Source organism: Acidocella sp. C78 (assembly GCF_907164655.1).
Genome location: NZ_CAJQZK010000032.1, coordinates 23,038 through 36,916, shown reverse-complemented (window position 1 = coordinate 36,916; position 13,879 = coordinate 23,038). Strand labels below are relative to the sequence as shown.

At 68.0% G+C, this 13,879-nt stretch carries 14 protein-coding genes and 1 pseudogene; 2 read left to right on the top strand and 13 right to left on the bottom strand.

All coding sequences use genetic code 11. The features are described 5' to 3' along the window. From ACIDOCELLA78_RS000000111195 to ACIDOCELLA78_RS000000111170, 6 genes and pseudogenes are all read right to left on the bottom strand, one after another. Positions 1-367 (bottom strand): DUF3429 domain-containing protein (locus ACIDOCELLA78_RS000000111195; RefSeq protein ID WP_249676628.1); only part of this gene is annotated, 367 nt, incomplete at its 3' end. A gap of 6 nt (positions 368-373) precedes the next feature. After that, positions 374-1,218, bottom strand: a pseudogene (nadC, locus tag ACIDOCELLA78_RS000000111190) (carboxylating nicotinate-nucleotide diphosphorylase). Further along, complete coding sequence (locus tag ACIDOCELLA78_RS000000111185; protein WP_201729629.1) at positions 1,215-2,675, bottom strand: L-aspartate oxidase; 1,461 nt, start codon at positions 2,673-2,675, stop codon at positions 1,215-1,217. The pseudogene nadC and the gene ACIDOCELLA78_RS000000111185 overlap by 4 nt, the downstream one beginning before the upstream one ends. A gap of 46 nt (positions 2,676-2,721) precedes the next feature. Next, complete coding sequence (gene nadA, locus ACIDOCELLA78_RS000000111180; RefSeq protein ID WP_201729628.1) at positions 2,722-3,699, bottom strand: quinolinate synthase NadA; 978 nt, start codon at positions 3,697-3,699, stop codon at positions 2,722-2,724. Positions 3,700-3,799: 100 nt separating this feature from the next. Continuing rightward, positions 3,800-4,696, bottom strand: coding sequence for an NrtR DNA-binding winged helix domain-containing protein (locus ACIDOCELLA78_RS000000111175; RefSeq protein ID WP_201729627.1), 897 nt, complete (start codon positions 4,694-4,696; stop codon positions 3,800-3,802). Then, a complete protein-coding gene (locus ACIDOCELLA78_RS000000111170) occupies positions 4,693-5,466 on the bottom strand; it encodes an SDR family oxidoreductase (RefSeq protein ID WP_201729626.1) in 774 nt (257 codons plus the stop codon). The genes ACIDOCELLA78_RS000000111175 and ACIDOCELLA78_RS000000111170 overlap by 4 nt, the downstream gene beginning before the upstream one ends. 140 nt (positions 5,467-5,606) lie before the next feature. Between ACIDOCELLA78_RS000000111170 and ACIDOCELLA78_RS000000111165 the strand changes: the two genes are divergently transcribed. Next, positions 5,607-5,999 (top strand): hypothetical protein, encoded by a 393-nt coding sequence (locus ACIDOCELLA78_RS000000111165; RefSeq protein ID WP_201729625.1) that lies wholly within the window; start codon positions 5,607-5,609, stop codon positions 5,997-5,999. A 125-nt stretch (positions 6,000-6,124) separates the two neighbouring features. On the opposite strand, the gene ACIDOCELLA78_RS000000111160 is transcribed toward ACIDOCELLA78_RS000000111165, so the two are convergent. The 4 genes from ACIDOCELLA78_RS000000111160 to ACIDOCELLA78_RS000000111145 form a co-directional block, all read right to left on the bottom strand. Next, positions 6,125-6,682 (bottom strand): cob(I)yrinic acid a,c-diamide adenosyltransferase, encoded by a 558-nt coding sequence (locus tag ACIDOCELLA78_RS000000111160; protein ID WP_201729624.1) that lies wholly within the window; start codon positions 6,680-6,682, stop codon positions 6,125-6,127. A gap of 10 nt (positions 6,683-6,692) precedes the next feature. Further along, the gene (locus ACIDOCELLA78_RS000000111155) at positions 6,693-7,580 is read right to left on the bottom strand and encodes a cation diffusion facilitator family transporter (protein ID WP_201729623.1); all 888 of its coding nucleotides are present in this window, start codon (positions 7,578-7,580) and stop codon (positions 6,693-6,695) included. Between the two features lie 177 nt (positions 7,581-7,757). Then, complete coding sequence (locus tag ACIDOCELLA78_RS000000111150) at positions 7,758-9,140, bottom strand: cell wall metabolism sensor histidine kinase WalK (RefSeq protein ID WP_201729622.1); 1,383 nt, start codon at positions 9,138-9,140, stop codon at positions 7,758-7,760. A gap of 9 nt (positions 9,141-9,149) precedes the next feature. Next, the gene (locus ACIDOCELLA78_RS000000111145; protein WP_249676626.1) at positions 9,150-10,388 is read right to left on the bottom strand and encodes a penicillin-binding protein activator; all 1,239 of its coding nucleotides are present in this window, start codon (positions 10,386-10,388) and stop codon (positions 9,150-9,152) included. Between the two features lie 29 nt (positions 10,389-10,417). Here ACIDOCELLA78_RS000000111145 and rsmI point away from each other — a divergent pair, with 29 nt between their 5' ends. After that, entirely contained in the window at positions 10,418-11,323 is a 906-nt protein-coding gene (rsmI, locus tag ACIDOCELLA78_RS000000111140) for a 16S rRNA (cytidine(1402)-2'-O)-methyltransferase (RefSeq protein WP_201729620.1), read from the top strand. On the opposite strand, the gene ACIDOCELLA78_RS000000111135 is transcribed toward rsmI, so the two are convergent. The 3 genes from ACIDOCELLA78_RS000000111135 to dapD are packed head-to-tail and all read right to left on the bottom strand — an operon-like array spanning position 11,292 to position 13,845. Then, on the bottom strand, positions 11,292-11,897 hold the full coding sequence (locus ACIDOCELLA78_RS000000111135; RefSeq protein ID WP_201729619.1) for a hypothetical protein: 606 nt from the start codon (positions 11,895-11,897) through the stop codon (positions 11,292-11,294). The two genes, rsmI and ACIDOCELLA78_RS000000111135, sit on opposite strands and share 32 nt — an antisense overlap. After that, positions 11,894-13,009 carry a succinyl-diaminopimelate desuccinylase gene (dapE, locus tag ACIDOCELLA78_RS000000111130; RefSeq protein WP_201729618.1) on the bottom strand — a complete coding sequence of 372 codons (1,116 nt, stop codon included), beginning with the start codon at positions 13,007-13,009 and terminating at the stop codon, positions 11,894-11,896. Before dapE ends, ACIDOCELLA78_RS000000111135 begins: the two co-directional genes overlap by 4 nt. After that, positions 13,006-13,845: a 2,3,4,5-tetrahydropyridine-2,6-dicarboxylate N-succinyltransferase gene (gene dapD, locus ACIDOCELLA78_RS000000111125; RefSeq protein ID WP_201729617.1), complete on the bottom strand. Its 840-nt coding sequence runs from the start codon at positions 13,843-13,845 to the stop codon at positions 13,006-13,008. Before dapD ends, dapE begins: the two co-directional genes overlap by 4 nt. Positions 13,846-13,879: the final 34 nt, after the last annotated feature.

Genomic DNA, 13,879 nt, shown 5'->3' with positions numbered 1-13,879 from the left:
GCGGCCGACCGTCTCGGCCACGATGGTGGCGAAGAAGCCGGCGATCAGGATCGCGATGGCGAGGCGCGGGGCCTGCGCCAGCGAAAGAGCGAGCAGTGCGACCCCAGCCGACCAGCGCCGGCAGCACGCCGAACAGGAGGCGCTGGTTGTTCAGCCGCGCCTCGGGCACGATGCCGCCTGGCTCCAGCGCGAAGCCCCAGTGCACCGCGCCGAGAAGGCGAGGATGCAGGCGCCGTAATCGATCATCACCGTGGTCGCGAGCGGGGGCGCGCGTGGGATCGGTGATGATGACGGCGAGGCCGCCGAGAAAGGGGATCAGCCCGGCGATTCCGAGCAGAATGGCGATGGTGAAGGGGGCGCGGTTCATGCGCGTTTATGTCATGAAATCGAGCCCGATATCCAGCACCCGCGCGCTGTGGGTGAGCCACCCGGCCGAAATCAGGTCGACCCCGGTTTCGGCGATGGCGGCGGCGCTCTCCGGGGTAATCCGGCCGGAGGCCTCGGTGATCGCGCGGCCTTGCGCCATCGCGACGGCGCGGCGCAGCGTGTCGGGGTCCATGTTGTCGAGCAGCACCGCATCGGCCCCGGCTTCGAGTGCTTCCGCGAGTTGGTCGAGCCGGTCGACCTCGCATTCGATCTTCACCAGATGGCCCACCGCGGCGCGGGCGCGGCGCACCGCGAGGCCGGCCCCGCCGGCGATGGCGATGTGGTTGTCCTTGATCAGCACCGCGTCGTCGAGGCCGAAGCGGTGATTGGCGCCGCGCCGCAGCGCACCGCGTATTTCTGCAAGGCCCGCAGGCCGGGGATGGTCTTGCGCGTGCAGGTGATCCGCGCCCGGGTATGGGCGATGGCGGCGGCGATGCCGGCGGTGGCGGTGGCAACGCCGGAAAGCTGGCCGAGAAAGTTCAGCGCCGTGCGCTCGGCCGACAGAATGGCGCGCGCCTTTCCCTCGATCCGCGCGATCACGTCGCCGGGCGCGACGGTACCGCCATCGGGGATAACGATGTCGAGCCCGAGCGACGGATCGAGCAGGTCGAAGGCGATGGCGGCGCAGCCGAGTCCCGCGATCGTCCCCGGCTCGCGGGCGACGAAGGCGACGGCGGCGCGCGTGTCGTCCGGGATCACCGCCTCGGCGGTGATGTCGCCGGCGCGGCCGAGATCCTCAAGCAGGGCGGCGCGCACTGCGGGTTCGATCATGATGCGGGGCAACGGGGTCATGCGGCGTGGGGCCTTTGCGCGAGGGCGGCGGCGCGGGCGAGGGCGGCCGCCTGGGTGAGATTGGCATGGCGCGGCTGCGCGGTGCTGCAGGGCGCGTCGGTCCGCGCATGGGCGCCACGGCTTTCGGCGCGGTCGAGTGCCGCGACGCCGATCATCAGGCCGATCAGCGCGGCATCGTGCGCCGGCGCCAGCGGGGCGAGGCGCTCGATCAGGTGCGACAGGCCGGCGGCATCGCGCAGCACGCCGAGATGACGGCTGACGAGGTCGCGCACCAGCGCCGGCGGCGCCGCGCGGTGCGGTGGGGCGGCGGGCGCGGTTGTCGCGGTGGCATCGGGTTCGCCGGCGAGCGCGGTTCCGGCATCGGCGCCGGTGACGAAGGCTTCGAGCAGCGAGTTGCTGGCCAGGCGGTTCGCGCCGTGCAGCCCGGTGCAGGCGGCCTCGCCGGCGGCGTAAAGCCCGTCCACGCTCGTCCGGCCCCGTGCGTCCACGGCGATGCCGCCCATGTGGTAATGCGCGACCGGGCGCACCGGGATCGGCTGGCGCGCGGGATCGAGCCCGGCGGCGCGGCAGGCGGCGTCGATCGTCGGGAAGCGGGTCGCGAAGCCGGCGCCGAGATGTGTGGCATCGAGCGTGACGCGATGGCCCGCGGCGAGATGCCGGACAATGGCGCGGGCGACTTCGTCGCGCGGGGCGAGTTCGTCGGTGAAGCGCTGGCCGGTCTCGTCGGTCAGGATGGCGCCCTCGCCGCGCACCGCCTCGGAGATCAGCGGCATCGGCGTGGCGCCGGAATCGAGGCCGGTCGGGTGAAACTGGACGAATTCGATGTCGCGCAGCACGGCGCCGGCGCGCGCGGCGAGGGCGAGGCCGGAGCCGTCGGCGCCCGGCGGGGTGCTGCTGTGCCGCCACAGCGCGCCCACGCCGCCGGTCGCGATCAGCACGGCGGCGGCGGGGAGATGGACCATGCCGCCTGCGGTCTCGGCCCAGAGGCCGCGCACCCGGTTCTCCACGACATCGAGCGCCACGGCGCGGGCGTGTTCGATGATCGTGACATGCGGGGCGGCGCGCACGGCGGCGGCGAGGGCGGTGGTCACGGCGTGGCCGGTGGCATCCTTCACATGGCTGATCCGGCGCCGCGCATGGGCGGCTTCGAGGCCCAGCCCGGCATCGAAGCGCACGCCATGGGCGCGCAGGGCATCGATCACGAGCGGCCCCCTGGTGATGATGCGGGAGACCGCGGCGGCGTCGCACAGCCCGTCGCCGGCGGCGAGCGTGTCGGCGATGTGCAGGTCGATCGAATCGTCGGCGCCGATCGCCGCGGCGATGCCGCCCTGGGCCCAGAGGCTGGCGGCGCCGGCATCGAGCGTGCCGGCGGTAAGCAGCCGCACCGGGCGCGGCGCGGCGGCCAGGGCGGCGGCAAGGCCGGCGAGGCCGGCGCCGATGATGATCGGGGCGTTCATGGGATCGCGAGCATTCGCATCAAGGTATCGCGAGCATCCGCGTTCATCAGATCGCGAGCATCCGCTCGACCGCCGCGCGGGCCGGGGCGGCGAGGGCGGGGTCGATCGTCACCGGTTCGGTCATGGTCTCCAGCGCCCGGCGAATGCCGGCGAGCGTGATCCGCTTCATGTGCGGGCAGAGATTGCAGGGCTTGACGAAGGTGGTTCCCGGGCTGGCGGCGGCGATGTTGTCGGCCATCGAGCACTCGGTGATCAGCGCGGCGCGGGCGGGGCGGTGACGCGCGATATAGTCGGCGATCGCGGCGGTGGACCCGGCGAAATCGGCGGCGGCGACCACTTCCTCCGGGCATTCCGGATGGGCGAGGACGGCGACCCCGTCATGTTGCCGGCGCACCTGCGCGATGTCGGCGGCGGTGAAGCGCTCGTGCACCTCGCAGGCGCCGTCCCAGGCGATGATGCGGATGGCGGTCTCGCGCGCAGTGTTGGCGGCGAGGAAGCGGTCCGGCAGCATGATCACCGCGTCGGTCCCGGCGGCGCGGGCGGCGTGCTCGACTACCTCGCGGGCATTGGCCGAGGTGCAGCAGTAATCCACCTCGGCCTTCACCGCGGCGGAGGTGTTGACATAGGCGATCACCGGCAGGCCCGGATGGCGGGCGCGCAGGCTGCGGACATCGGCGGCGGTGATGCTTTCGGCGAGAGAGCAGCCGGCGCGGGAATCGGGGATCAGAACCGTCTTGTCCGGGTTCAGCAGCTTCGCCGTCTCGGCCATGAAATGCACGCCGGCGACGACGATCACCGAAGCGCGCGCCGACATCGCCTCGCGGGCGAGGGCGAGGCTGTCGCCCATGATGTCGGCGACGCCATGATAGATGTCGGGCGTCTGGTAGTTATGGGCGAGGATGATCGCGTCGCGCGCCTGCTTGAGGTCGCGGATCGCCGCGATGTCCTCCTGCATCAGCGCCCATTCGGCGGGCGGCACATGTGCTGCGAGCGATGCGGGAACGGAGGCGACGGCGAGGGTCATGGCCACATCCTTATGCTCGATATGAGCATATCATAAGCAGTTTTACGGCCGAAATTTAGCCGTATCGATTATCTTTATAGTGGATGTGAGTATAATAGGGTCAAGGCCGGGCGAGCGGCGGGCGGCTGCCGGTCATGGCCCGTTCGTCGCGGATGGCGCTGCGGAAGCGGAACAGCTTGGCCGGGCGGCCGGGGCCGTTGGCGAAATCTCCGGTTTCTTCCAGCAGGTTCTGGCTTTCGATCAGGCGCCGGAAATTCTGCTTGTGCACGGGCTGGCCGCCGATTGCTTCAATGCAGCGTTGCAGATCGAGCAGGGAAAATCGCTCCGGCATCAGCTCGAAAACGGCGGGCCGGGCGCGTAGCCGGGCGCGTAGCCGGCTGATCGCGGTAGCGAGGATGCGGCGGTGATCGGCGGCGAGCGTGTCACCCGGGGCGAAATCGCCATGCGCCGGCCGGCCGTCGCGCGCGGCCTCGCGCACCAGCCCGGCCTCGTAGAGCAGTTCGTAACGGTCGAGCGCCAGCTCCTCCTGCCAGGGCGCGCCGTCGAGTCCGAAGCAGCGGGCGATGCGGGCGCGCCGCGTCGGCTCCGCGCCCGCCCAGCTTCGCAGGCCGGGTTCGATCCGCGCCGGGGTATCGTGCGTGGTGCGGCGGTCTTCCCAGGGAAAGTAGCGGTACCAGTCCTGCCAGGAGACCTGGCCGCCGAGCCGCGCCCGTGTTTCGCTGCTGAGGGCGAGGTAGGAGATCGAGATGCTGCGCCCGGCGCGGCTGCGGCCGGCATCGGCGAAGGTGTAGAGCTGTTCGACATGGCCGAGCGGATGACCGGTTTGGCGTTCCACCCGGTCGCGCAGCCCGGCCTGCAGAGAGCGATGGGCCGATTCGAGCGGGCCGGCGGGCAGGGCGCTGCCGTCGAGCAGGGTGAGGACGCGCGGTGTTGCGTCGGTGACGGCGACGACGACGGCGATCAGCTCGGCATGGATCGGGTCGGCGCTACCGCTCACGGCTTCATCATCCGGAAGGCGAGGCGGGCGGCGAGGCCGCGCGGCGCGAAGCGGGTGCCGAAGGCCATCGCCGCGTTGCTCCGCCCGGCCACGACGCTGGAGCGCCCGGCGAGCAATGCGGCGACGCCGATCCGCGCGACCTCGGCGCTGGTCATCGCGCTGCGCCTGGTGAAGGCGGAGCGGGTCTGCCCGGCGGCGTCGAAGAATTCGGTTTCGGTGACGCCGGGGCAAAGCACGGTGGTGCGCACGCCGCGCCCTGACAGCTCGACATTCAGCGATTCGCCGAGCGAGAGGACGTAGGATTTGGTCGCGGCATAGGCGGCGTAGAGCGGCACCGGCTGGAAGGCGGCGGTCGAAGCCACCATCATGATCCGGCCCCACCCACGCGCCGCCATGGGGGCGGCGAACAGCCGGGTGAGATGCGTGAGGGCGGTGATGTTCACCGCGAGCATGGCCTCGGTCCGCGCCCATTCGGCCTCGGCGAAGGGGCCGAAGACGCCGAGCCCGGCATTGTTCACCAGAAGGTCGATGGTCGGGAAGCGCTCGGCCAGGGCGAGGCGGGCTGCTTCATCGGCAAGGTCGGCGGTGGCGGTTTCGGCGGTGACGCCGAACAGGCGGCATTCGGCGGCCAGAGCCTCGAGCCGGTCCTGCCGCCGCGCGGTGAGCACGAGGTCGGCGCCGCGCTGGGCGAGCTGGCGGGCAAGATCGGCGCCGATGCCGCTGGAAGCGCCGGTGACGAGGGCGCGGCGGCCACGGAAAGCGTCGGTCATTGATCCGTCTCCTTCGGTCGGTCAGGGTGCAGGCGACAGTGTGGACGCAATTTGGTCGGCCCGGGAAGGTGGTCGGCCCTTTGAGGACGCGGGCATTCCGTTCATAATGGGGTGGAAAACGCACAGGGAAGGGACGCGTGATGAAGTTTTCGATTGTAGCGGCCGGATTGCTGTTGGCCGCGATGGCGGCGCAATGTGCGGTGGCGCGGGCCCAGCCCGCGCAGGTGCAACTGGCGACGCGGGACATGACCCAGATGCTCTCGGCCATCGGCCATTCCGACTACAAATCCTTCGTGGCGCCGACGACGCCGACGTTTCGGGCGCATGTCGGCAGCAAGAAATTCCCGGCCCAGGCGGCCGCCATCGACGCGAAGATCCCGCTATCCCAGCCTTTTGCCGTCAAATACCTGACGACGCAGCGGGTCGGGTCGACGATCGGCTATATTTTCGAGGTAACGCTACAGGGCGGCAATCAGGTTCTCACGGACCTGACCCTGAACGGCACCAAGGTTTCGAGCTTCCATCTTCTCTGATCCCGGCGCGAGCATCATCCGATCAGATGGTTCCGTCTGATCGGATAAAGATGCTGTGTTTATCAATACCATACAGCACCGCATCCGATCCGGATGGATCGGAAACTGCTCTGGCGACCCTGCGCTCAGGCGCCGCCGGGTTGCCAGAGCGTGTCGGCGCGGCCTTCATCGTTGAGCCGGCGGGCCAGGATGAACATCGCGTCGGACAGGCGGTTCAGATAGGGGATCGGTATTTCTGAAATTTCCGCCTCGCCGGCAAGGCGGACCAGCTCGCGTTCGGCCCGGCGGGCAATGGTGCGGGCGATGTGCGCGCGGGCCGCCGCTTCGGTTCCGCCCGGCAGGATGAAGCTGGTCAGCGGGGCAAGATCCGCATTCCACGCGGCGGCGGCAGCGTCGAGCCGTGCGACATAGGCGCTGGTCAGCCTCGACGGACGGGCGGGATCGGAGGGTGCGGCGAGGTCGGCGCCGATATCGAACAGGTCGTTCTGGATCGCGGCGAGGTCCCGGTCGATCTCGGGAGACTGCGCGCAGATCACGCGGAGCAGGCCGACGGCGGCGTTGGTTTCATCCAGCGCGCCGAACACGGCGATGCGGGTGTGGCTCTTGGCAACGCGCGACCCGTCGGCAAGGGACGTTTCGCCGCCATCGCCGCCGCGGGTGACGATCGTATCCAGCTTCACCATCTTGCAGGTCTCATTTCACCAATATTCCTTCGTTCTTGGCCTTGTGGTCGGGTTCGACATGGATCGTGATGATCACGCCCGCCATCTCCCGCTTCAAGGCCCCCTCGATCCGATCGCATATGGTGTGGGATTCGGCGACCGTCATGGTCCCCGGCACGACAAGGTGGAATTCGAGGAAGCGCGACTGCCCGGCTTCACGGACCCGCATGTCGTGCGCCTCGATCGCGCCGGCGGCGTGGGTGGCGACCAGCCGATGGATTCGTTTCACCATCTCTGGCGGCGGTGCCCGGTCGAGCAGCGCGCTGAGGGCGCGGAGCACTGTCCGCCCGCCCATGAACGCGATCTGCGCCGCGACGGCCATGGCGATCAGCGGATCGATGATCGGCAGGTCGGTGAGCATGGCAATGGACAGGCCCGCGATGATCCCGATTGTGGTGATGGCATCGGCCATGAGGTGGGCCTGGTCGGCCGCCAGCGCCGGAAACTTCCGGGTTACGCCGGACCGGCCGAGAGCCAGCGCCCAGAGGGCATTCACCAGGCCGCCCGCCGCGTTCAGACCGAGACCCAGTTCAGGCGCCGAAGGCAGGTGCGGCGCGAATATCGTGCTTGCGGCGCGCTCGATGATGAGCACGGCGGCGAAGAGGATCATGCCGCCCTCGGCGACGGCACTCAGCAGTTCGGCCTTCGCGTGGCCGTAGGGGTGTTCCCGGTCGGCGGGCTTGGCGGCCGCCTTGAGCGCCACCATCACCATCACGGCGGCAAAGACGTTCACGAGGGATTCCAGAGCGTCGGAATAGAGCGCCGCGGAGTGGCTGACACGCCACGCCGTCACCTTAAGCCCAAGCGAGAGCAGGCTAACGACGACACTCAGGGCGGCAAGGCGAAGCGGGATGACCATCGTGCTGTCAGGTCGATCTTTCTGAACGTCATTGGTGCATTGTCGACCGGGATGGCCAACGGGTCTTTGTGTCCTGACCATGGCCATGGACGCAAGGCTGGGCATCCGGGCGAGGCCAGTGCCGCGTTTCGCGGTTTAGCCGAACCGTGAAACCGATGAAACCGCCGGCATCGCAGATCAGGCAGAGCGTCGTGCGGCCGGAACTGCGGGTGCTGCCGCGGGCAGCCATACGCGGCATGTCGTGCCGGCTCCCTCGACACTGTCGATCACCAGCCGACCGCGGTGCCGCATGACCACATGCTTGACGATGGCGAGGCCAAGCCCGGTGCCACCGACGGCGCGCGCGCGTCCCTTGTCCGCCCGATAGAAGCGCTCCGTCAGCCTTGGCAGGTGTTCGCGGGCGATTCCAGGGCCGTCATCGATCACCTCAAGCAGAATGCCGGGTTGGGGAAAGTCGGCATCCGGCGTCGCATGCACGGATACCGTGATGGTGCCGCCCGAGCCGCCGTGCTTCAGCGCGCTGTATTTGACGGCGTTGTCGACAAGATTGCCGATGACCTGGGTGAGCTGGCCGGAATCGCCATGCACCACGGGAAGACTTTCGGCGATATCCAGGGTCAGCCTGGTCGAGGCCTTCGCAAGGATCGGATCCATGAAGCTTGCGACCTGGCGGATCACGGGCCCGATATCGATCTGCTCGGAAGGGGGCTGATGCTCCGACATCTCGATTCGCGACAGGCTGAGCAGATCGGCAATGATTCTCTGCATGCGTTCGGCCTGTTCGGCCATGATCGCAAGGAAGCGCGGCACGGCCTCGATGTCGCCGCGGGCCGGGCCGCGCAGGGTTTCGATGAAGCCGATCAGGCTGGTCAGCGGTGTGCGCAATTCGTGGCTTGCATTGGCAACGAAATCGGCGCGCATCTGGTTCAGTTCGCGTTCGCGGGTGCGGTCGGTCAGCAGGATATAGACGGGCGCCGCGCGGCCGAGATCGCCGCTGCGGATCACCGTGGCATCCAGATCCCGGGTGACCGGTGTGGCGAGCGAGAGGGTGGTCCGCACCGGCTGATCGGCCAGCTCCGCTTCCGCGAGGGCGGCGCGCAGCTGCGGATGGCGCAGAAGTGCCGATTCCTCGGCGCCGTAGATCCTGACCGCGGCGGGGTTTCTCCAGACGATCCGCCGCGATCCTGGCAGACCATCGAGCTGGAACAGCGCGTCCGGCAGGCGGTTGAGAAGAGACTGGCTGTAATTCGCGTTGGTCGCGGCGGCCTCGCGGGTTTCGCGTTCGGTCGCGATGGTCTGAATGATGCGCTGGGCGAGGTTGGTCAGCCCCGGCGTTACGAGCTGCAACGCCGCGGGCGATGACGACGCGGTGAGCGCTGCACTGAAGCGCCGCAGATCGCGCGCCAGAACCATGCCCGCTGCCACCGACCAGGCCGCGCAGCCGGCAAGCCAGCCGATCCCCTCCCAGAGAGGGATCGCGCGGGCAAGGATCAGCCCAGACAGGACGATGGCTGGCGGACCGCCGAGCCAGGCCGCTATCGTTGCGATCGGTCGGCGCATCCGGTCAGGTCATGTGTTCGGCGATGGTGCCGGCGACGGCAATGTCTGGGGTGCGGGCGAAACCACTTTCGGCCCGTCCGGTTCGATCCGGAACACTGCGAGCCCGCGTTCCACATGACCGTTCGGTAGCAATCGGAGCGGGCCGTCGGTGCCCGAGAACCCGCGGGACTCCGTCAGCACGGTGGTCTTGAATCCGCCCTCATGCGCGGCGAGCACGCTGATCGCGGCGGCGTCGAAGGCAACCTTGTCGATCGATGGCGGCATCGCGCCGGCATAGGTTGCCTGGAACTTCTGGTCAAATGGCAGGCCTGCCGCAGGATCGGGCGCCGCGTAGATGGCGCCCCGCAGGACCTCATGCGTGGCCATCGCCTTGGCCCGGCTGGACCAGAGCGCGGGACCCATCAGCTGCACCTGCGGCGGGCCTGCCTCGTAATACGGGAGGAAGGTTTGCAGCTCCGCGAGGTCTTCGCCCGTCGCGCCGAGCAGCAGCGAATCGAAGGGCGGCGGGGGAACCGGTTCGCTCCGCAGCTTGGCAGCGAGGCGGCGTCCTGCGGCGCTGTCCTGATCTCGCGCGGCACGAATCCGCGCCATCAGCCCCGCACCCCGGCTGTCGAATTGCGAGATGTTCCGGGTTGTTGCGTTCAGGCTTGAGAATGACGAGGAGTAGTATCCGATTCGCGGTGGCGGCGCGCCGAGGCGGGTTGTGGTACGGCGCAGGGCGGTGGCCATGAGCCGGCCGAACTGGTCATCGGGAAGAATCGCGGCGGTACGGGTACGGCCGCTCTCGATGGCGTAGGAGACGACTCTACCCACCTGCTGGTCCGGCGAGATGCCCAGCGGCCATACGCCGGGGCGCGCCATGCTGTCGTCGTTGGTGAAGGCGAGGACATTCACGCCCGCTGACTGGGCGATGGGCGTGACCGCGCGCGTTTCAACCATTGTAAGCGGACCGAGGATGAGGCCGGCCCCCTTGCCGATGGCGTTCTGCGCGGCACTGGCGGCGCCCGTTGCCGTGCCGCCGGTGTTTTCGACATCCAGCCTCGGCGCGCCAGGCGCTGAAAATGCGAGTTTGACGGCCTGCTCGATCGAATGTCCGATTCCCCCATAGGGTCCGGTCAGCGGCACGAGCAATGCCACCGGGCCATGAGTTCGTGTGGCGCGCGCCGCGAGGGGCGCCGACGGAACGGCGCCGCCACTGGCGGCGGAACGTGGCGCGGTGCTGCATCCCGCAAGCGCGAGTGCCGCCAAGGTTGCCAAAACCAGAGCCACAGGCGTTAATGTCGTTCGTGACATCCGAGACTTCTCCACTTGCATCCGAAACGGCCTCTCGTCGGCAACCCGACCTTGTGCTGGTTTCCACGCCAATCGGCAACCTGGGCGATTTGTCGCCGCGCGCGGTCAGCGCGCTGCGCGAAGCAGACATGATCTTATGCGAAGATACGCGTGTTAGCGCGACCCTGCTGGCTCAATATCAAATCTTAACAAAATTACAATCATTCCATGACCATAACGAACAGGCGCGGACTCCTGCGTTGATCGGCATGATGCGCGAGGGACAGCGGCTCGCCCTGGTGAGCGATGCGGGAGCGCCTCTCATCGCCGATCCCGGTTACCGGCTGGTGCGCGCGGCGATTGACGAAGGGCTCGTTGTCAGCGCCGTGCCAGGGCCGAATGCGGCCATCATGGCGCTCGCGCTGTCCGGTCTGCCGCCGCATCCCTTTCTCTTCGGCGGATTTCTGCCGCCACGCTCGGCCGCTCGCCGCAGCGCCTTGCAGCGAATCGTCGCCGCCGAGCAGGTCGGGCTCGCCGCGACACTGGTATTTTACGAAGCGCCCCATCGGTTGGCGGCGTGTCTTGATGATTGTCTTGCCATCCTCGGAGACCGGCCTGCTGCGGTGGGGCGGGAGTTGACCAAGCGCTTCGAGGAGACCAGGCGAGGCGCGCTTTCCGCGCTTGCCGGGCATTACGCGACGACAGCCCCGCGCGGCGAGATCACTCTGGTGATCGGCCCCGCGACCCGGACGAACGCGTCGGCGGAGGCGCTGGACGAGGCGCTCGAAACGGCATTGGCGGCCATGTCGATCAAGGATGCGGTTTCCGCCGTCGCCCGGGAACTGGAATTGCCGCGCAAGTTGGTCTACGCGCGCGCGCTCAGCCTGAAGCGGGACGCAGAGTCAGGCTGAGCAGGCCGGGATGGAAAACATACGGCACGGCATAAAGCGCTGCCGTGCTCAGATTGACGACGAACAGCAGCCCGAGAGCCTTCCACCAGCTGGTTGACAGCCCGGCCCGCAGAATGAATCCCTGCAACCAAAGCATGTAGAAGGCGATCAGCCCGGCCGAGAGGCTGAGCGCGCCGACCTGCCCGGCGCCGAGCGCAAGCAGCACGTCGTTGGCGAACATTCCTAAAGGAATGAGAACGAAGACAATCCAGATCGACCAGTTCAGCGCCGTGGCGGTATTCAACCATCGGTCGCGCCGCCCAAGCCAGTGCGCTGCCCGTTCGATGATGACGGGTTGAACCAGGACACCGCACAAGCGGGACAGCATGAGCCCCGCCGCGTAGACCCAGTCGCCGCGCAAAGCCAGGAGGGAGGCGCCAACCATCGGAAAGGCGATCTGCGGTGCGATCGACGCGGAGAATGCGGAGGGTGTGTTCCCGAACTCGCGCAGCGCATCGACCCTGCCGAGGGCCACTCGGAAGATCCCGCGCAGGGTGCTGAAAAACGCACCGGCAAAACGATCCTCACCGTTCATGCGAACACACGATCCAGGATTTGGGCATAGATTTCGGACAAATGTCTCAACTCGCCGATCGGAACCGCCTCATCGACCCGGTGCATCGAGGTTCCGACCAGGCCGAATTCGGCGACAGGGCAACAGGACGCGATGAACCGGGCGTCCGACGTGCCGCCGCCGGTATCCAGTTTTGGTGTGACCCTGGTGACCGTGGCGATGGCATCGCTGATCAGGTCGATCTCCTTGCCAGGTTGGGTCAGGAATGCCTCGCCGCTGATGCTGGTCTCGCATTTTGCGCCGGGTGCGCAGGCCAGGGTCGTGGCGCGTATCCATGCGGCGAGGTCGGAGCCCTTGTGTTGGTCGTTGAACCGGATGTTCAGCCGCGCCGATGCGCTGGCCGGAATCACATTGCCCGCCCCATTTCCGGTATCGACGCTGGTGATTTGCAGCGAGGATGGCTCGAACCAAAGCGTGCCGGCATCGAGTTGACGCGTGCGAAGCGCTTCGAGTGCAGGGATCAGCCGGTGGAGGGGATTGTCCGCGAGATGGGGATAGGCGACATGGCCCTGGACGCCGGGGACAGTGATGCGGGCCGAAATCGATCCGCGCCGGCCGATCTTGATCGTATCGCCAAGCGTGGCGCGGCAGGTCGGCTCGCCGACGAGGCAGAATTCCGGGAGGGCCCGCTTGTCGGCCAGATGTTCGAGAATGCGCCGGGTCCCATCGAGGGCTTCGCCTTCCTCATCGCCAGTGATCAGCAGGGAAACGGTTCCCGCCTGCGATTCCGGGCGGGATGCCAGTGCGGCGATGAAGGCTGCGATCGCGCCCTTCATGTCGACGGCGCCGCGGCCATAAAGCAGACCGTCCTCGATGATGCCGCCGAATGGCGGGTGGCGCCAGCCCTCGCCAGGGGGAACGACATCGGTGTGACCGGCAAAGGCGAAGTGCGGGCTGCCGGTTCCGCGTCGGGCGACAAGGTTGGACACCTCGCCGCATTGCAGCCTCTCGATCTTGAAGCCGAGCGGCTCAAGCAGGCCTGCGAGTGTGGCCTGAGCGCCGTCATCCGCCGGCGTGACCGAGCGGTGACGCAGCAAAAGCTGCGCTATCGCAACGGGGTCCGTTCCTGTCACGCCCGCAGCAGCTCGTTGATCGCGGTTTTCGAGCGGGTCTGGGCATCGACCCGCTTCACGATCACGGCGCAGGCGAGCGACGGCCCAAGGCTGCCGTCGGGCAGCGGCTTGCCGGGCAGTGCGCCGGGCACGACAACCGAGTAGGCCGGCACCCGGCCGTAGAAGATTTCACCGGTCGCGCGATCGACGATCTTGGTCGAGGCGCCGAGAAACACCCCCATCGAGAGTACGGCGCCGCGCTCCACGATCACGCCCTCAGCGACTTCCGACCGCGCGCCGATGAAGCAATCATCCTCGATGATCACCGGATTGGCCTGCAGCGGCTCAAGCACCCCGCCGATTCCGACGCCGCCGCTGATGTGGCAGTTGCGGCCGACCTGCGCGCATGAGCCCACCGTCGCCCATGTATCGATCATCGTATCCTCGCCAACACGGGCGCCGACATTGACGAAGCTCGGCATCAGGACCGTATTCCGCCCGACATGGGCCGAGTGTCGTACAACGGCTCCCGGCACGGCCCGAATGCCCGCGGCCGCGAAGCGGGCATCGTCCCAGTCGCCGAATTTCATCGGCACCTTGTCGAATACCGGCGCGCCGCCGGCGCCAGCCATGGTCCGGTTCGGCAACAGGCGGAACGACATGAGAATGGCCTGCTTGACCCATTGATGCACGGTCCAGCCATCCGGGCCGGGTTCCGCCACCCGTAATACGCCATCGTCCAACAGGGTGAGGGCCTGGTTCACCGCCTCGCGCACTGGTCCCTGGTATGCTGGATCAAGTTGATCCCGGCGATCCCAGGCAGCGGTAATCGTCGCAGCGAGAGGTGTGTGATCCATCGGTAACCTTTCCGTATTTGTTCCGGCGAGACCA

Bases quoted from the DNA above. Each gene is read 5' to 3' on its own strand.
- ACIDOCELLA78_RS000000111150 (WP_201729622.1), bottom strand. From the start codon at position 9,140: ATGCGCCGACCGATCGCAACGATAGCGGCCTGGCTCGGCGGTCCGCCA.
- dapD (WP_201729617.1), bottom strand. From the start codon at position 13,845: ATGGATCACACACCTCTCGCTGCGACGATTACCGCTGCCTGGGATCGC.
- rsmI (WP_201729620.1), top strand. From the start codon at position 10,418: ATGTCGTTCGTGACATCCGAGACTTCTCCACTTGCATCCGAAACGGCC.
- ACIDOCELLA78_RS000000111165 (WP_201729625.1), top strand. From the start codon at position 5,607: ATGAAGTTTTCGATTGTAGCGGCCGGATTGCTGTTGGCCGCGATGGCG.
- ACIDOCELLA78_RS000000111160 (WP_201729624.1), bottom strand. From the start codon at position 6,682: ATGGTGAAGCTGGATACGATCGTCACCCGCGGCGGCGATGGCGGCGAA.
- ACIDOCELLA78_RS000000111170 (WP_201729626.1), bottom strand. From the start codon at position 5,466: ATGACCGACGCTTTCCGTGGCCGCCGCGCCCTCGTCACCGGCGCTTCC.
- ACIDOCELLA78_RS000000111185 (WP_201729629.1), bottom strand. From the start codon at position 2,675: ATGAACGCCCCGATCATCATCGGCGCCGGCCTCGCCGGCCTTGCCGCC.
- ACIDOCELLA78_RS000000111135 (WP_201729619.1), bottom strand. From the start codon at position 11,897: ATGAACGGTGAGGATCGTTTTGCCGGTGCGTTTTTCAGCACCCTGCGC.
- ACIDOCELLA78_RS000000111155 (WP_201729623.1), bottom strand. From the start codon at position 7,580: ATGGTCATCCCGCTTCGCCTTGCCGCCCTGAGTGTCGTCGTTAGCCTG.
- nadA (WP_201729628.1), bottom strand. From the start codon at position 3,699: ATGACCCTCGCCGTCGCCTCCGTTCCCGCATCGCTCGCAGCACATGTG.